Annotated in this window: 17 protein-coding genes; 11 read left to right on the forward strand and 6 right to left on the reverse strand. The window is 60.5% G+C overall.

All coding sequences use genetic code 11. The features are described from left to right. The first annotated feature begins 36 nt into the window (after positions 1-36). Positions 37-1602, forward strand: coding sequence for a diguanylate cyclase domain-containing protein (locus LZK81_RS26865; protein WP_233956999.1), 1566 nt, complete (start codon positions 37-39; stop codon positions 1600-1602). 72 nt (positions 1603-1674) lie between these two features. On the opposite strand, the gene LZK81_RS26870 is transcribed toward LZK81_RS26865, so the two are convergent. The 4 genes from LZK81_RS26870 to LZK81_RS26885 are packed head-to-tail and all read right to left on the reverse strand — an operon-like array spanning position 1675 to position 6744. Beyond that, entirely contained in the window at positions 1675-3468 is a 1794-nt protein-coding gene (locus tag LZK81_RS26870) for an ABC transporter ATP-binding protein (RefSeq protein WP_233957834.1), read from the reverse strand. Beyond that, positions 3462-4484 (reverse strand): glycosyltransferase family 2 protein, encoded by a 1023-nt coding sequence (locus LZK81_RS26875; RefSeq protein WP_233957001.1) that lies wholly within the window; start codon positions 4482-4484, stop codon positions 3462-3464. Before LZK81_RS26875 ends, LZK81_RS26870 begins: the two co-directional genes overlap by 7 nt. Beyond that, positions 4484-5587: a glycosyltransferase family 2 protein gene (locus LZK81_RS26880; RefSeq protein WP_233957003.1), complete on the reverse strand. Its 1104-nt coding sequence runs from the start codon at positions 5585-5587 to the stop codon at positions 4484-4486. Before LZK81_RS26880 ends, LZK81_RS26875 begins: the two co-directional genes overlap by 1 nt. Continuing rightward, positions 5572-6744 (reverse strand): acyltransferase family protein, encoded by a 1173-nt coding sequence (locus LZK81_RS26885; protein ID WP_233957005.1) that lies wholly within the window; start codon positions 6742-6744, stop codon positions 5572-5574. The genes LZK81_RS26880 and LZK81_RS26885 overlap by 16 nt, the downstream gene beginning before the upstream one ends. Before the next feature lie 477 nt (positions 6745-7221). Between LZK81_RS26885 and LZK81_RS26890 the strand changes: the two genes are divergently transcribed. The 8 genes from LZK81_RS26890 to soxA all read left to right on the forward strand — a co-directional run bounded on the left by LZK81_RS26890 (position 7222) and on the right by soxA (position 13480). Beyond that, entirely contained in the window at positions 7222-7680 is a 459-nt protein-coding gene (locus LZK81_RS26890) for a (2Fe-2S)-binding protein (protein ID WP_233957007.1), read from the forward strand. Positions 7681-7691: 11 nt separating this feature from the next. Beyond that, positions 7692-9872: a xanthine dehydrogenase family protein molybdopterin-binding subunit gene (locus LZK81_RS26895; protein WP_233957009.1), complete on the forward strand. Its 2181-nt coding sequence runs from the start codon at positions 7692-7694 to the stop codon at positions 9870-9872. A gap of 32 nt (positions 9873-9904) precedes the next feature. Then, the gene (locus tag LZK81_RS26900; RefSeq protein WP_233957835.1) at positions 9905-10225 is read left to right on the forward strand and encodes a c-type cytochrome; all 321 of its coding nucleotides are present in this window, start codon (positions 9905-9907) and stop codon (positions 10223-10225) included. After that, on the forward strand, positions 10222-11490 hold the full coding sequence (locus LZK81_RS26905) for an NAD(P)/FAD-dependent oxidoreductase (protein ID WP_233957011.1): 1269 nt from the start codon (positions 10222-10224) through the stop codon (positions 11488-11490). The genes LZK81_RS26900 and LZK81_RS26905 overlap by 4 nt, the downstream gene beginning before the upstream one ends. Beyond that, positions 11450-11926 (forward strand): sulfur oxidation c-type cytochrome SoxX, encoded by a 477-nt coding sequence (gene soxX / locus LZK81_RS26910; RefSeq protein WP_046604724.1) that lies wholly within the window; start codon positions 11450-11452, stop codon positions 11924-11926. Before LZK81_RS26905 ends, soxX begins: the two co-directional genes overlap by 41 nt. After that, positions 11923-12381, forward strand: a complete 459-nt coding sequence (locus tag LZK81_RS26915) for a SoxY-related AACIE arm protein (RefSeq protein ID WP_233957014.1) — start codon at positions 11923-11925, stop codon at positions 12379-12381. Before soxX ends, LZK81_RS26915 begins: the two co-directional genes overlap by 4 nt. Position 12382: 1 nt before the next feature. After that, positions 12383-12700, forward strand: a complete 318-nt coding sequence (gene soxZ / locus LZK81_RS26920) for a thiosulfate oxidation carrier complex protein SoxZ (protein WP_046604722.1) — start codon at positions 12383-12385, stop codon at positions 12698-12700. 156 nt (positions 12701-12856) lie between these two features. After that, positions 12857-13480, forward strand: a complete 624-nt coding sequence (soxA, locus tag LZK81_RS26925) for a sulfur oxidation c-type cytochrome SoxA (protein ID WP_233957837.1) — start codon at positions 12857-12859, stop codon at positions 13478-13480. A gap of 61 nt (positions 13481-13541) precedes the next feature. Here soxA and LZK81_RS26930 read toward each other — a convergent pair whose 3' ends face one another. Further along, positions 13542-13991, reverse strand: coding sequence for a c-type cytochrome (locus LZK81_RS26930; protein WP_233957016.1), 450 nt, complete (start codon positions 13989-13991; stop codon positions 13542-13544). 400 nt (positions 13992-14391) lie between these two features. On the opposite strand from LZK81_RS26930, the gene LZK81_RS26935 reads away from it, so the two are divergent. After that, on the forward strand, positions 14392-15111 hold the full coding sequence (locus LZK81_RS26935; protein WP_046604720.1) for a response regulator: 720 nt from the start codon (positions 14392-14394) through the stop codon (positions 15109-15111). Then, the gene (locus tag LZK81_RS26940; RefSeq protein ID WP_233957018.1) at positions 15108-16646 is read left to right on the forward strand and encodes an ATP-binding protein; all 1539 of its coding nucleotides are present in this window, start codon (positions 15108-15110) and stop codon (positions 16644-16646) included. The genes LZK81_RS26935 and LZK81_RS26940 overlap by 4 nt, the downstream gene beginning before the upstream one ends. 106 nt (positions 16647-16752) lie before the next feature. Here the strand turns inward: LZK81_RS26940 and LZK81_RS26945 are convergent, their stop codons facing one another. Beyond that, positions 16753-17802 carry a LacI family DNA-binding transcriptional regulator gene (locus LZK81_RS26945; protein WP_233957020.1) on the reverse strand — a complete coding sequence of 350 codons (1050 nt, stop codon included), beginning with the start codon at positions 17800-17802 and terminating at the stop codon, positions 16753-16755. Positions 17803-17834: the final 32 nt, after the last annotated feature.

Here is a 17834-nt window from a genome sequence, read left to right on the forward strand (position 1 = left end):
GGCGGTGCTTGAGGGGCTATGCTTGGTGCGGAAGTGATGACCCTGCTGGAATCCTGTCCGCTCGCCGCGCTCATTGTGAACGCAGCGGGCTTCGTCACCTTTGCGAATGCCGAGGCAAGAGTACTGTTTCGAGCAGCCGACACTTTGCAGGGCACAGACATAACCGATCTTCTGCCCGGGTGGCCGCTTGACAATCCCGAGGGTTCGTCGGTTCTGTTGAGCGGCAGGGCAGGGGAAACCCGGACCTGCAATATCAGAGTTTCGCCATGTCCCGGCTCGGACGAGCCGCTCACCGTGGTCTGGATCGATGCCGACGGCCAGGAGAAGTCCGCGGGGCTCGCCGCTCGGGAAGCCAATCTTCGTCTGCGATATGTCATCGAGATGTTGCCGCAGGCGGTCTGTGTCTTCGACGCCAAGGACCGTTACGTCCTTTGGAACCAGAAATACGCCGATCTCTATGCCGATATCGCCGAATACCTGACGCCCGGAATTCCGTTCGAGGAGATTTTGAAAATCAGCCTTGCGGGCGGCAGCATCCAGGAGGTGGTGCCGGACCAGGACGTCTGGCTCAGCGAGCGCATGGTGAAGTTTCGACAGCCCGTTTCTCAGGAGGAGCGGCAAATGAAAGACGGGCGATGGTTGCGCTATGACGATCGCCGCACGCCGGATGGCGGCGCCATCGGGATGCGCATAGACATTAGTAGCCTCAAGCAACGGGAGGAATGGCTTCGGCAACTGTTCGACGCCAACCCGATGCCGATGCTGCTTTGTGACGGGGACAGCCTTGCGATCCTTGAAGCCAATCACGCGGCGCTTCAGTTCTATGGCTACGAGAGATCGGTCCTTCTTGCCAAAGCCGTTTTCGACATGCACGCCGAAGGCCAGGGTGAAGAGTTCGCCGCGAGGCTCCGCAATCTCGATGGCGACTGCGAAGCCCGCACCGTCTGGCGCCAGCGAACAGCGGAGGGCCGGGAACACCACGTCCTCATTTATGTCCGGTTGCTCTACGACGGTGGCGATCGACGGCTCCTGCTGACGATCGCGGATGTCAGCGACCGGGTGCTGGCGGAGGCGGAGGCCAACAGGTTGGCGCATCATGATATTCTGACGGGCCTGCCGAACCGTATGCAGTTCTACAAAGCGCTCGATGAGGCATTCAAGACTGAAGCGACCGAGGGCGCGGTCATCGTCTACTGCCTGGATCTCGACGGATTCAAGCCGGTCAATGACACATTCGGCCATGCCGCCGGCGACGAGGTCCTGAAGCTTGCCGGTGAGCGATTGCGTTCGGCCGCAAGCGGACATCTGGTGGCCCGCCTCGGCGGCGACGAATTCGCAATCCTCGTGAAAACCGAAGACCAGGCGGATAGCGGCCTTGCCGATCGGTGCATATCGGCCTTGAACCCACCTTTCCGGATCAAGGGATTGTCGATCAGCATCGGGGTCAGCATAGGCATAGCCGCTGCAAGCGTTGCCGCCGGCGATCGAGAAACGCTTGTCCAGGCCGCGGATCGTGCGCTGTATCGGGCAAAGTCGGCCGGCCGCAACACCTGGCGGATGGCCGAAGACGAGATTATGCCGTTGGCTGTCACGGTTCGCTGAGGCCAAGGGCTCCATGGTCGCTTGGCACCCGATCTTGAGAACGCGGCGGTTCCGGCGGGTTTAATGTCATTCTCACGATTGGCTGCCATACGATATCTCATGTTCGTAAAGCTGTTCCATGCTCAACGATGCAACCTCGGCAAAGGGCGTCTGATTGCGGACGCGGCCGGCACCGAGAATGACAACCTCGTCGCAGAAGGAGATGGTGCTGTGATGATGGCTGACAACGATTGTGGTGCGGCGCCCGGCTCTTAATTTCAAAGTCTCCACGATCGATGCCTCGGACAAACCGTCCATGGCATTCGTGGCCTCGTCCAGGATCAGGATTTCCGGATCGCGGACCAGAGCTCTTGCCAGTGCGATCCGCTGTCGTTGACCTGCCGACAGGCTCGCTCCCCGGTAACCGACGACAGTTTCATATCCGTCAGGGAGCTTCTCGATAAATTCATGCGCTTCGGCAAGTCTGGCCGCGCTTTCCGCCTCAGGGAGTGAGGTATCGTGGCCGTAGACGATGTTCTCGAAAATGGTGCCGTCCACCAGTTCAAGATCCTGGCTGGCAAGCGCAATCTGTCGGCGCCACTCAGCGGGATCGATTTGGTCGAGTGGAATGCCGTCGACAAGGATATTCCCCTGATCCGGCTCCACAAACCGGCATAGGAGATTGACGATCGTGCTCTTGCCGGCGCCCGACCGTCCGATAATTGCGGTCGAGCGGCCCTGGCGAATGTCGAAGCTTACCGAACGCAGAACCACGGGCCGTGTGCTGGAACCCGGATACCTGAAGGTCACCTGGTCGAACTTGATCTGCTGGCGGAGCCCCTGGATCGGACGACTACCCTGGGGCGCCGCTGGTTTGTCGGAGGAATCCAGTAGCCATCCGACCTCTTCCAGCGCTCCACTCCACCCCTGGATCTGGCTCCAGGCCATCTGCAGCGCGCGGACATGCGGTTGCAGCCTATAAAGCAGGACGACGAAAGCCACGATGACCGGGAAGCCGACCCCGACCCGCCATGCGCTGACAACCACGCCCAGAAAGAGGGCGGAATGCAGCACTTCGGTTAGTGGCGGGAGAGCTGCCTGGCGGCTGTTAAGGACGAAGCCCGCCTTTCGCACGGCATTCGAAGCCGTGTCGAAGATCGTTCTTTCACGCAGTTCCTGTCCGAATGCGCGGATCAGGCGCCCGGCGTGAACGAGGTGAAGCATCCTCGCCGCAAGTTCACTGTTGAACGATGTGACGTTGCGGCTCGGGCCCTTCAGGCCTGCCGACAGCAAGGCATGGATGGCTTGGATGAGGACAAGCCCAAGTGTGACGCACAGCGACATTTGCCACGAAAGTAGCAGCAAAAATGCGAGCAGGATAACAGCCGCCGATGCATTCACGATCGCTGCAAGGATGGTCTGGACAGCATCCGAGGCACGCCAGGACTCGTTGGAGATGATGTTCAGCAGCCGCCCCGGGCTTTGCTGCAGGAAGAACGGGTAGCCGATCGTCAAGAGCTGGTCGGCGAGACGGTGCCGGATCGAATGACCGGCCTTGCCATATATGAAATTGGCAAGCACCGCGTTGGCAAAAGCCAGCACGTTCTTCACGGTGATCAATCCGAGAATGGCGGCCGCGATGACGATCAGCCGCGTCTGATCGTCCAATCCGGTTCCCACCCGCTGAAAGACGGCGGAAAGGCCGGCCATTCCCGAAGCGTCGTTTTCACCGGCAATGATGCTGAGCATCGGGATGACAAGACCGATGCCGGTGCCCTCGAGCACGGCGCTGCTCAGTCCCAGGATGACTACGATCACCAACAGGCCGGTGTTTTTCCCCAGAGCCTCGCGCAGGAGGTGAGAACTCGATGTGAGGAAATCTAGCATGGCGGCGATTCCCGTTGCGGGCGGCGGGGCAGATGGCTGGTCGTGTGGGCATCCGCCTGTTTTGGCCATCGAATGGCGAGCAAGGCAAACTTGGCTGCTCCGACCAGGTTCATGGCGACGATCGTCAGGTGGGACAGGGAAATCTCCGGATCAAAACGGTAGCCGCCGAACAGTTCCCGCCAGGCCGATCGGGTCGTCCAGCAGAAGTGACGAAGCAGCCAGGGGGCCTTGAACGCATGCTTGACGCAAAGGCCGCCGTTTCCAAAGCTGTAATCCCGGTGAAGCTGTTCGATTGCATCGCGTGTGGTTCGGCCGTGAAAATGCTGGACCGTCATGTCGGGAACATATTCGATGGGAATGCCGAGCTGATAGGCACGAACGAGGTAATCCGTATCTTCTGCGGACCGCAACGGGCCCCCGGCCCCGAACCGTTCGTCAAAGCGCCCGATGCGGGCTGCCGCTTCACGATGCATGGTCATGTTGCAGCCGAGCACGAACCCGCCCGGATGAACATCCGGCGTGAAACGGGCCCGGAATCGCGACCGTTTGATTGTGAAAGGAAGATCGTGCGGGCTGCCGAGATCGACGCGGCCACCCCGGACAATACACCGCTCACCTGCCGAATAATGCCGGTTGAGATCCTGGAGGTAGGAGCTCTCGATGATGCAGTCATCATCGATAAAGATCAGAAGCCTGCCTCGCGCCCGCTCCATTCCCGTATTGCGCGCGGCAGCGAGGCCAGGCCGCAGTTCCACCATCCACCTGACGGCAACAGCGGATTTCGCCGCGATACGGGATAAACGCGCGGCTGTATCGTCGGTGGATCCATTGTCGACCACCACCAATTCGCAGCTTAGGGAACCGGCTTCGCAGGCGGCTTCGATCGAGCTGATGCATGCCTCGAGCGCGGCTGCCCTGTTGCGGGTGCAGACGATAAAGCTTGCATCGATGGAGTGACGCCCGTCGGGGGACAAGGGGGGACCGGCGTGTAGGGCCTGCTTGTGCTCCCGGGACATCAGGCGAGCCCTCGAAGCGGTAACACCGTCTTGGCCGGCACCGATTGATAGTACCGTGCCAATCCATCGAGCCTCCGGATCGCCTCTTCCGACATGCGGCTCAACCAGGGCGCAGCGACGGCGGCTCGAAGGCCGTAGCGTTCCCGCCGCCGGATGACATCCCATTTTCCCGTTCGCATAAGAAATGCGTGGGTCAACTCCGGACGTTGCTCGTCAGCAATGAATTGGTAGAGGAAATAGAAGAAGCACAGGGCTCCTTCTGCGTAGCTGCGGGCGCTCGTACCCACTTGCTCGGCGACCTTTCCTTCGATCGCGAGCATGCAATCGGCGGCTCGGCGCACCGTATCCGGCGTAACGGCCGCGCCGATAGCGAGAAGAGCGTCGGGATCGTGGTTAAGAGCCTGCCGTTCGAGGTTCTCGGCGACGATCTTCAGGTGGGTTCGGCGCATTTGCCGCCTGTGCTTGTTGGTAACGCTGTCGCTGTGGATACGATAGGCGATCAGGCTCTCCTCGATCATCGCCGCCGGAAACTCGCGGGTAATGCGCCTGAAGAGATCGAAGTCTTCCGCGTGGACATAGCTTGCGTCATAGACCAGCATATCCTCGGGAATGATCTTGCGATTGTACATCACCGTCGAATGCAGGAAGATCGTGAAGAACAGCGACAGTATGTGCCAATCCCCCGACTGATAAATGGGATTTGGCGTGCTGCGCACCACGCGGCTGCCGAGAAGCCGATCGACCTCCGTTCCGCAGATCGCAAGCTGAGGCTGATGCTCAAAGAGCGCGATTTGACGGGAAAAGCGGGTTGGATAGGAGATATCGTCCGCGTCCATTCGGGCGATCAGGTCACCTCTGGCCAGGGCAATGCCTTCGTTCAAGGTTGCGATCAGCCCGCGGTTCTCGCGTGAGACGATGCGGACGCGATCGTCAAGCTTCTGATATCGGTGCAGAATATCCAGCGAGAGATCGTTCGAGCCATCGTCGATGGCGACGATCTCAAAGCGCTTGTAGTCCTGGCGCAGGATGCTCTCGACCGCGGCAGCGAGATAAGGTTCGCCGTTGTAGACGGGCAATACGACGGAGATCAGCGGGGAGGACATCGTTCGACTCGCAATGGCGTGGCAAATTGAAGTTCCTGCATTTGCGCAGCCTCCGAAATGGCTGTGGCAGACGGCGCGTCATGCGTCGCGTCAGGCCTTCTTGGCCGGACGTATGGGAAATAGCGCTTGAGCTGGTTGAGTGGTTTTTCGAACGCCAGCCATGAGATCGCGGCCAATGCCAACGTTCCCGTGGTCGCTACGATGAGGCGTCCGAGCCCCTGTTCCGAGACGTTGAACGGAATCCACGGCTGTGCGCTTACCACGAAGGAGAGGACGATCGGATGGAACAGGTAAACCCCGTAGCTGACACGTCCGACAGCTGTGATCGGGGGCAATGCCAATAGACGGCCGGGAGCTCCCCGCAGACCCGACGAACAGTATCCGACCAGGGCCGTGAGCGGTACAAGAGGAAGAACCTCCAACCCGATCCAATTCATCCAGGCAAGTGTCGGTGACAGGGGCAGGGGTTTCAGCCACATCAAAATGGCTGTTGCTACAAGCAAGGGTGCCGAAGTCAGCCGCATCCAGTGCGGCAATGTCCGTGACCGCGCGCGATGGAGCGCAAGGAGCGCGCCCGCCACCAGCGCGTCCATCGACGCCGGGGGAAGAAGATCCCGCGCGAGCGAAGGTGTCCCCGTGAACGGCCAGTAGAACCGATAGGCGAGCGAGCACCCGATGAGAGCAATGCAGATCGGCTCAAGCCAACGACGCGGGGCGAGCAGGATGACGAGCGGCCACGCGATATAGAACTGCTCTTCGATACTCAGGCTCCAGGTGTGGCAGAGTACCCAGGGCGTCCATTCCTCGCGAAGGGCATACCAGAAATTCGAGAGGTAAAGGGCATGCCATTTGATGCTGCCGCGGGCCTGCTCAAGGTTGACCAACCAGACGAAGCTCAGCACCGCAAAGTACGGGGGGAATATGCGCAGGGCCCGGCGAATATAGAACGATCTTATCGCGGTGCCTGGTTCGAACTGAGTGGTCGAGCGCGCCTCCAGCAAAAGCCGAGTTATCAGGAAGCCGCTGAGAACGAAGAACAGGCGTACGCCGATATGGCCCCAGTGCGACCCGTCGGCCGCGAAAAAATGCGCGTATAGAACCATCGAGACGGCAAGGGTTCTAAGGCCATCCAGTTGTCGGTCGCGTGAATGAAGCATGGAGCCCCCCAGTTGCGCAGAACTTGTGATAACTCCCGCCTCGCTCGAATTTTGCCGCCGTGCTTTTGTTTGGAACCCCAAAAAATTACTTTTGCACTCCGAAAAGTTCAGGTGGAATCCGACCAAACTGTGGCCGCCCAAGCCGCTTCAGACTTTAGCCCCGCAGCAGGGCGGCCTTTAGTCCTATTCGCAGGCGCAGGGTTTTCGACTGCACGTTGTGCAGGCCTGTTTGGGACCATTGCCCGGTGAGCCGCCAGAGTGCCGGTGCGGCTTGATCGACAAGATCGCACGCTCAGCAACCGTGCCTGGTGGTCGCATCAGCCGTTTCAATGACGCGTGCAGCGATACACTTTTATACAAATTCGGACGCCCGCGGCACATCTGTGCGACAAACCTCCGGTAGGTCTTCCATGTGATCGGTGGTGCCGAAGCAATAACGTGCTGGCGCCGGTGACAACTCAACATGGGAGAGGTTTCATGGCTCGGCTTTCTATAAACGATATCATCCGTGACGTTGACGTCGAGCCTGACACACCGCTGCTGTGGGTCATCCGCGAACAGGTCGGGTTGACCGGTACCAAATACGGGTGCGGCATTGCGCAATGCGGTGCCTGTACGGTGCATATCGACGGAGTTGCGACGCGCTCCTGCGCCATTCCGGTCTCCAGCGTCACCGATCAGCAGAAGATCGTCACCATTGAAGGCCTTTCTCCGGACCTGACGCATCCTGTTCAAAAGGCATGGCTGGAGCTTGACGTGCCGCAATGTGGCTACTGTCAGTCCGGCCAGATCATGGCAGCGACAGCCCTGCTGAGCGCCAATCCCAGGCCAACCGAGCAGCAGATCCGTGATGAGATGACCAACATCTGCCGCTGCGGCACCTACAATCGGATCAAGGCCGCGATCGAGCTTGCATCCAACACGATGGCCGGCTGAGGGAGGACACCATGACCATGATCACTGTTTCCCGCCGCGGCTTCCTTGCCAGCGGCGCTGCCGCCGCCGCGGGCCTCACAATCGGCTTTCACGTACCTTTTGCCGGTGACGCTTCTGCACAGTCCGTTACACCCGAGATCAATGCCTGGGTGGTTATCAAGTCCGACGACACCGTGGTGGTCCGCGTCGCACGCGTCGAAATGGGGCAGGGCACGCTGACGGGTCTCGCGCAGCTCGTTGCCGAGGAGCTTGAGTGCGACTGGGACAAGGTCACCTGGGAGTATCCGACGCCTGGCGAGAATGTCAGACGCGGCCGGGTCTGGCAGAATTTCGGCACTGCCGGCAGCCAGGGCATACGCCAGTCCAACGACTATGTGCGCAAGGGCGGCGCGGCGGCGCGCATGATGCTGGTTCAGGCCGCGGCGAATGAATGGAAGGTGCCGGTCGGCGAATGCACCGTCGCCAAGGGCGTCATCACGCATGTGGGTACGAGCCGCTCGACCAGTTATGGCAAGGTTGCAGCGGCGGCTTCCTTATTGACGCCGCCCGCGGCCGACGGCATCACGCTGAAAGATCCGAAAACCTGGACGATCGCCGGCCGGCCGTTGAAGCGTCTGGACACGGCGGAGAAATTGAACGGCCGCCAGGTCTACAGCATCGATATGAAGCTGCCGGGCATGCTAAATGCCGCGCTGAAGGTCTGTCCGGTATTCGGCGGCAAGATCAAGGGCTTCGATGTCACCCAGATCGAGAAGATGCCCGGCTTCAAGAAAGCCGTAAGGCTGGGGGATACCGGCGTCGCCGTGATCGCCGACACCTGGTGGCGCGCCAAGACGGCACTCGACGCCTTGCCGATCGAATGGGATGACGGTCCGAACGGCAAAGTGCAGCAGGCCGATATTCTTGCGGCACAGGAAGAAGGCCTGACGGCCCGCGAAGCCATTCTGGGCAGCAAGAACGGCGATGTAGCGGGGGCTCTCGCGAGCGCCACGCGTACCGTCGAGGCCGTCTATGCCGTACCGCACCAGCACCATGTCACGATGGAGCCGATGAACGCGACAGCGCTCTGGACGGCTGAGAAATGCGAGGTCTGGACGGCCACCCAGAACGCCGAGGCAGCTCTCGCAACCGCCGCGGAGGTTTCCGGCCTGCCGATCGACAAGAACGAGGTCTATCGGCTGCATCTCGGCGGCGGATTTGGCCGACGTTCGTCGAGCCACGATTTCGTGCGCTACGCAGTGTTGATCGCGAAGGAGATGCCGGCCACGCCGATCAAGACGATATGGTCGCGCGAAGAAGACATGACCCATGGCTGGTATCATCCCTCCACGCAGTGCCGCTTGGTCGCAGGATTTGACGAGCAGGACAACCTGAGCGCGTTGCACATGAGAATTTCCGGCCAATCCATCCTTGCAACCCTCAGTCCTGACCGTCTGCAAAATGGCCGCGATGCGGCAACATTCCAGGGTCTCAACCCCCAGGGGCCAGAAAGCCAGTTGGGTTATACCGTTCCGAACCTGCTGATCGAGCATGCGATGCGGAACCCGCACGTACCCGCGGGCTTCTGGCGCGGCGTCAATAATAACCAGAATGCCATCTATCTGGAATGCTTCCTGGATGAACTCGCGCATTCGGCAAAACAGGATCCGCTGGAGTTTCGCCGCAAGTTGATGGCGAACCATCCCAAACATCTGGCGGTGCTCGACGCTGTCACAGAAAAGGTAGGATGGGGTACGCCTGCGCCTGCCGGTGTCTATCGCGGCATTGCACAGCAGATGGGTTTTGGCAGCTACGTCGCGGCCTGCGCCGAAGTCTCGGTAAGCGACGCCGGCATCTTGAAGATCCATCGCATCGTCGCAGCGACCGATTGCGGCCATGCCGTCAATCCGCAGCAGATCGCAGCGCAGGTCGAAGGCTCCTTCGTCTACGGCCTTACCGCAGCACTCTATGGCGAGATCACCGTCGCCAATGGCCGGGTCGAGCAGGAAAATTTCGATACCTACCAGATGCTGCGCATGGACGAGATGTTCGACGTCGAAACGATAATCATGCCGTCAGGCGGCTTTTGGGGCGGTGTGGGCGAGCCGACGATTTTCGTCGCGGCGCCGGCGGTACTGAACGCCATCTTTGCTGCAACCGGCATAAGGGTGCGGCAGGTTCCGCTGTCGAAAACCAGTCTGAAGAAGGCGTAGGCACACCAACCGTCGCAAAGTGAGTGGCATCGATGAAGTGGGTGCGGCGCATGAGGGAAGTTTGCATCTCGATCGGTCTTGTAATGGCGTCGTCTCCCGCGATGGGGCAACCGGCGGTTAGTCCGCCTGCGGCGCCGCCGGGCGCGTCATCCTGCTCGGGTTGCCATGCACCGTCAGCCGTCGGTCATTCGATCGGTGCGCTGCAGGGTCTTTCTGCGCCAGACATCCTTGATGCGCTGCAAGCCTTCCGCAATGGCGAACGCGAAGCAACCGTGATGGGCCGTATTGCAAGGGGCTTTAGCGATGGCGAGATGCGAGCCATCGCGGAATGGCTGGCAAGGGGAGACGAATGACCCGAGCTTCCTTCAATCGTCGCGCAGTGCTTCAGGCTGGCGCGGCTCTCAGCGCGGCCGCGGCACTAGCGCGGCCCGCGATTGCGCAGTCGGCTGGCCGCGTCGTGGTAATCGGCGGCGGCTTTGCCGGGGCAACCTGCGCGCGCGAACTCAAGCGCGGCGGTTTCGACGTGACACTCGTGGAGCCATCGGCAATCTACACGGCATGCCCGTTCAGCAATGGAGTCCTTGCCGGTTTGCGACCGCTGTCGCGGCAGCAATTCACCTATGACGCACTCAAGACGGACGGGTTGGCGGTTGTCGCGCAGCGTGCGACAAAGATTGACGGGCAGCAGAAGCGCGTCTCGTTGTCGGATGGCACAATACTCGGGTACGACCGCCTCGTGCTGGCGCCGGGCATCGACCTGCGCTTCGACGCACTGCCGGGCTACTCGGAAGACGTCGCGCAGATCATGCCGCACGCCTGGAAGGCCGGCGAGCAGACCTCGCTGCTGCGCAGCCAGATCGAGGCGATGCCGGATGGCGGTACCGTGATAATCTCGGTGCCGGCAAATCCCTATCGGTGCCCGCCGGGACCGTATGAGCGGGCGAGCCTGATCGCATATTATCTCAGAACCCAAAAGCCGCGCGCAAAGCTCATCGTTCTCGACGCCAAGGACACGTTCTCGAAGCAGGGGCTGTTTCAGGCGGCGTGGAAGGCGCTTTATCCAAACCTTGAATGGGTCTCGATGTCGTCGGGCGGCAAGGTCATCGAGGTCGATGTCGGGCAAAGGGTGCTCGTCACCGAGTTCGGCCGCCACAAGGCCGACGTCGCCAATGTCATTCCGCCGCAGCGCGCGGGCGAAATTGCCGCGCTTGCCGGCGCCACCGACCGCAGCGGTTGGTGTCCGATCGATCCGGTAACCTTCGAGTCGCGACAGCAAGCCGGCATTCATATCATCGGCGACGCCTGCATCGCCGGCGGCATGCCGAAATCGGCGTTCGCGGCGAATGCGCAAGCGAAAGTCTGCGCCGCGGCGATCGCAAGTCTGCTCGGCGGCCAGGCACCGCAGACGCCGAAATTGATCAACACCTGCTACAGCCTCGTTGCACCCGATTACGGCATTACGGTTGCGGGTGTCTATCGACCCGTCAACGGCGTGCTGACAGACGTGGAGGGGGCAGGCGGTGTCAGCCCGGCCGATAGTTCGCCCTCCTTCCGCTCGCTGGAAGCCTCGCACGCCGATGCCTGGTTCCGCACCATCACGGACGAAGTCTTTGGTTAGATGGCCGTTCCTCATTGCTGCGTTGTTCGTCGCCCCGCCGGCGATAGCACAATTGCGCGCCTTCACTGTGGTCGGCGACGCCATTCCGCAATCGCTGACCGGACACGCCGGCGACGCGGCGCGGGGCCGCACCGTCGTCACCGACCGCCAGAAGGGGCTTTGCCTTCTGTGCCATACCGGACCGTTCCCCGAACAGCGGTTTCAGGGCAATCTCGCGCCGGATCTTCGCGGCGCCGGCAGTCGGTGGGACGAGGGGCAGTTGCGATTGCGTCTGGTGGACAGCAGCAAAGTGAACCCGCCGACGATCATGCCCGCTTATTATCGTCTCGATGGCCTGACACGGGTCGGAGGTGCTTGGCAGGGTAAGCCCGTGTTGTCGGCTGACGAAGTCGAGGACGTCGTGGCCTTCCTGCTGACGTTGAAGGATATGCCATGACGGAGAGATCGTTCCAACCAAAGCTTTCTCGCCGCGCCGCACTTGTCGGCTGGCTTGCACTGATTGCGGCGCGGCCGGCGCGTGCCACGCCGGAGACTATGCAGGATGCCATCCGCGATTTCATCGGAGGTGCCGCGGTCAGGGCCGGTCGTGTGAGGATGGACATTCCGCCACTCGTTGAGAACGGCAATTCCGTGCCGCTTGCGATCACCGTCGAAAGCGCGATGACAGAAGGTGACTTCGTCAAGGCGATTGCGATCTTCAACGAGAAGAACCCGCAGCCGAACATCGGCGTATTCCATCTGAGCCCTCGATCCGGTCGTGCGTTCGTATCGACACGCATCCGGCTCGGCGATTCCCAGAACATCACGGCGATCGCCCATATGAGCGACGGCAGTTTTTGGTCCGGCTCGGTTGAATTGATCGTCACCCTTCCGGCATGTGCGGAGAATTGATATGGCTCGCGTCTTGATCAATCTGCCAAAGGCGAAACGGGGCGAGATCGTCGAGATCAGGACGTTGATCCAGCATCCGATGGAAACCGGCTATCGCCCGAAAGGGGATGGCACGTCGGTCCCGCGCGACATCATTCGGGATTTCGTCTGCAAGCTGAACGACATCGAGATTTTTCGAGCCGATCTATTCCCGGCGATTGCAGCAAACCCGTTCATCGCGTTCACGATCAAGGCAGAAGAGGGCGGCACCATGACCTTCTCGTGGATCGATGACCGCGGCACGTCGCAGACGGAAATCGCAGATTTCATCGTCGAATGATGCCCTCGGTCGCCTTCACCTGGATGCTGCTCTGCGCGGTGGCGGTTTCAACCGTGATTGCCGCCGCCCAGACACGAGACCCCCGGCGGTCGGGGTTTGAAGACATGAGCCGCGAGTCGCAGGGTAATGCAGCGCGATGATACTGCCAACCCAGGCATGTTTGCCGTATTGGAGGGCGAGGAATTATGGAGGGAGAAAGTCGGCAGCCGGAAAACATCTTGCGCCGACTGCCACCAGAATGCCGAGGTCAGCATGAGAGGCGTCGCCGCGCGCTATCCGTCCTTCAGCACGGCACGGAATGCGCCGGTCGATCTGCAGGGACAGATCAATCTCTGCCGCGAGACCCGCCAGAACGCGCCGCCGCTTCCGCTTGAGGGGCCTGAATTGCTCGCGCTATCGGCCTATGTCGGCAAGCAGTCGCGGGGTATGCCCATCACGCCGCCGGACGATGCGCGGCTCGAGCCGTCGCGCAGGCAAGGCGAAGCGCTCTACAACATGCGGCAGGGACAGCTCAACTTCTCCTGCGGCAACTGTCATGAGGATCATTCAGGGCAGCGCCTGGCCGGCTCGCTCATCCCCCAGGGGCATCCGACCGGTTATCCGCTCTATAGACTGGAGTGGCAGAGTGTCGGATCTTTGCAACGGCGGCTGCGAGGCTGCCTGATCGGGGTTCGCGCGGAGCCCTACGCCTATGGTGCAGAGGAATATATCGCGCTCGAGTTGTTTCTGATGTCTCGGGCGAGAGGCATGCCTATCGAGACGCCCGCCATCAGGCCATAGTCGTCCCAGACGAAACATGCTCGACCCGCGTTCGAGGCAACGACACGCCACCCGACAACGGCTACTGTCTTTTGCCAGATGCGTCGAATTGCTTCAGATAGGCGATCAGGTTGGTGATCTGGTCGGGATTCTTGATCCCCGCATAGATCATTTTGGTGCCTGGGATCTTTGCCCTTGGGTTGGTTACAAATTCACGAAAGCTTGCATCGGTCCAGGTGATGCCGGCATTCTTGTTTGCCTCCGTATAGGCGTAGCCCTCCACGCTGCCGCTCGTGCGTCCGAAAAGCCCGTTGAGGTGGGGACCGGTAACATTGCGGGCGGTCTCGCCGACCTGGTGGCACGCCCGACATTGCACGAAAACACGCTCACCGGCTTCGGGGCTCTGCGCCAATGCGCTGCCCGGCTGTAGGAGAAGTCCGAGAATCGAAACAACAGCCAGCCGCTGCGTGCCTTCATGTGCGGTGTTTCGGTGTGCAGCGCCCGGGCGTTCCGTATATTTTGGGTGTGCCATGTTTGCTCTCTGTTTAGCTTGGGAAACAATGCGTCGGGGCGCGTCAGAACAAACACTCGCCCTTCCGGCTGGTCTGCCGACTGATACTTTACCCCTGTCGCACAACTGTGCCGTCTGGCAGGAAATTTGTCGCAAGATGTCGCAAAACAAGGTCTCTGGTCTTGCGCCTCTGCAACGTTCTCCGATCCGCAAAGCCGCGCATGACTGCCTAAAAGAACGATAAAGCCCTCCAAAGGGGCGGACGAAAGCATTCCGGAACGTTCCGTAAGGTCATCGGAAGCATCGGAAGGTCAACGGAACGTCGCCGCCGGACAGCAGGCTTGCGAAACTTTGATACACTTTTCTTGGTGCGGGGTAGGGGGATGTTCTTATATAGAATGCTGAACAGAGGTTACGCAAAATGCATGACTTGGCGCATGTCGTGGTCGTCGACGATCACAGCGATATCCGGGATCTCGTTCGACAATATCTCGAGCAGCAAGGCTACAAGGTCAGCGTCGCCGAGAGCGGCTCGGTGCTACGGCGGGTGCTCGAACACCACACCGTAGATCTCATCATTCTCGACATCATGATGCCGGGTGAGGATGGGCTGTCGGTCTGTCGGCAGGTTCGTGCCACTCTGGACGTTCCCATTATCTTCCTGACGGCGATGGCCGAAGATACCGACCGGATCCTTGGCCTCGAACTGGGGGCGGACGACTACCTCGTGAAGCCATTTAATTTCCGCGAACTGCTGGCGCGTGTTCGGGCCGTCCTGCGCCGGGCTGCCAATCCCGCGACCCCGGCGGCGGCACGGCAGTCCAAAAAGCTGCGCATCGCGGGATGGCGGGTCGATATGGGGCGTCAGGAAATTTCCGGAGAAAACGGGGTCGGCATACCTTTGAGCACGGCGGAGTTTCGCTTGCTGAAGGTCTTCATCGAACGGCCGGGCATGATCTTGAGCCGCGAACAACTTCTGGACCTCACCACCGGAAGAAGTGCCGATATCTTCGATCGCAGCATCGACAACCAAGTGAGCCGCCTGCGGAAGAAGATCGAGGAAAATCCAAAAAATCCTTCAATCATCAAAACCCATTGGGGCGGCGGGTACAGCCTGTCGGTCGAGGTGGCATTCGAATGATCAAGCTATGGAAAAAGAGCCTCGCGGCGCAGTTCATCGGGCTCATGCTTGCCGCCCTGATCATCTCGCAAGCGTTGGCATTTCTGATCTCGTGGGACGAGCGCACGATGGCGTTGAGAGCCGCGGCGAAAAGCGAATTCTTCAGCCGGGGCGCGTCCATAACCCGATTGGTCGAGTTGATACCGCCGCAGATCCGCGCCCAGGCTTTTTACGCCAGCGAAACCAACTACTCGAAAATCTGGCTGACAGACCAGGAACCGGAGAAAGCAAGCGCCTGGCGTCTGCAGGCGGTAGGTCAGCTTTCCCGTCAACTCGAAAACTTCGTCGATCTTTCAAAGCAGGTCGACTGGACCGCTCCCTCCAAGCCGCAATTGCCCGATCCGAAGGAAGTCGCGCGTGAAAATACGGACGAGGAATGGACGAACCCGCCGCCGATCTTGTGGAACCTGCCGCAGCCCGCGAAATTCGCCTATTTCGACCGACGCAGAGGATTCGGTCTTGCGGTCCAGCTCAGCGACGGACGCTGGCTGAACTTTGCTTCGTACCAGGAGAACACCGGCCGATGGTGGAATTCCAAGTCGCTGACCTCGGTTGGATTGACAGCGCTGATCCTGGCATTGATTGGGGTCTTCATTGCAAGCCGCATTTCCCGCCCCTTGCGCAATCTCGCGCGATCGGCCGAGGCGCTCGGGCGGGGAGAAAACCTTCCGCCTATTCCCGAGGGAGGGCCGGGAGAGATCCGGCGCACGGCGGAAGCCTTCAACAGGATGCAAAGTCGCCTCCACCGGTTTGTCGAAGACCGGACCAAAATGCTTGCGGCGATCGGCCACGATTTGCGGACCCCGCTGACCTCGCTTCGTTTGAGAGCAGAATTCGTCAAGGATCAGGAAACTCAACAGAAGATGCTGTCTACCATTGACGAAATTCAGGCGATGACGGAAGCCGCCATTGCGTTTGCGCGAGGGGAATCGACGGTAGAAGAAACCCGTAACATCGAACTCGATGCGCTTATCGGCAGTATCTGTGACGACCAGTCGGACCTTGGACATCCGGTAAATTACATGGAGGCCGAACAGACGCCTTATCGCTGTCGGCCGGAAGGGCTCCGCCGTGCGGTCCGAAACGTCGTGGAGAATGCCGTACGATATGGCGGCGAGGCCAAGGTCTTCATCCGGCACACGGCAACGACAGTCGATATCGTCGTCGAGGACCGCGGTCCGGGAATACCCGAGGCCATGAAGGAAAAGGTTTTTGCTCCGTTCTTCCGTCTTGAAGCATCGCGGAACAAGGATACGGGCGGTATCGGCCTGGGGTTGTCGATCGCCCGTGCCATTATACGGCAACATGGCGGCGACATCTCGTTCCTCTGCAGTGCAGGGGGAATGCAAACAGTCATCTCCCTTCCACGAGAAGGAATAGTCGATCCGGTACCTCTTCACCAAGGCCGCGGTTGGAAACTGACGCGAGCGCCGGCTTCCTCGCAAACCGCGGGAATACCCGGTAAAATTGCTTCCCCGTCACGGCGGTCCGCCTAGTCCCGCACGAGGACCGTTGCAGATGCAGGAGCCGGTGTTCTCAAGCTCTTGGGTGGCACCGGCGGGATCGATCTGTAAAGCGGATTGCTCCGCTGGGGTTGTTGCATCAAAACGGCGATGGTGGGAGCGTACGAGACGTACTTTCCCGGGCAATAAGCTCCCATTCCACGAGTGTCGTATAAGGCGTGACGTCATTGATGCGCGAGACGATCGCCTCGGCCGTCATTTTGCCGATGCGTTCGCGGTCTGGGCGAACTGTCGTCAGCGAGGGGGTGACACAGCTCGCCGCCTCGTTGTCGCCGAATGCGATGACACCGATATCTTCGGGTACGCGCCTGCCGAGTTTCCTAAGCGCGCGCAACACGCCGAATGCAACCGCATCGCTGTTGCAGGCGATCGCGTCGATCTCCGGATGGCTTTGCAGAAGCTCGGTTGCGAGCCGCTCTCCGAGTTCCGGATTGCCGCCCCGCTGCGCCGTGTGCTTGACGACGTCAGGAAGAGAGGCCTCGGCTGCTGCGGCTTCCAGCCCGCTCAGGCGCTTCTGGGCCCGTTTATCGTTTTCGCGGACACTGCCGACGAAGGCGAAGCGCCGATATCCTTGAGCTATCAGATGGTTGGCCTGGGCCGCCCCGACGCTTGCGTGGTCGAAACCGACAGCGGTATCGATCACGTCTCCGCCCGTGTCCCACATCTCGACGATTGGGATGCCGGCTGCCTTGAGAAGCTCGACGACTTTCGGAGGATGATCGACGCCGATGATGGCAACCGCCGCGGGGCGCCAACTCAGGATGGACCGGACGAGCCGCAGCTCCTGGTCGGCATTGTACCTGGTGTTGGCGAGCATGACCTGCAGGTCGTGCTCCAGCAAAGCCATTTGCAGCGAATCGATGATGTTGGCGAATTCCGAATAGTAGAGCGAAGTTACGACGACCCCGACAATATCCGACCGCGTCCCGGAAAGTCCGCCGGCAAGCCGGTTCGGCACGTAGTTCAGCTCTTCCATGGCGGCATTGATCCGGCGGCGTAGTTCGATGCGGACCGTGTTCGGAGCGCGCAGCGCGCGCGAGACCGTATTGACCGAAACGCCCACACGCTCGGCGATCGAAGCAAGGGTCGGGACGGTGCGCCCCGCACCCTCGGAAAGGTCAACTGTCATTCGGCTTTAAAAAATCCTGTGAGTGATCGTTG

The sequence above is a fragment of the Neorhizobium galegae genome, from assembly GCF_021391675.1.
GTDB lineage: Bacteria > Pseudomonadota > Alphaproteobacteria > Rhizobiales > Rhizobiaceae > Neorhizobium > Neorhizobium galegae_B.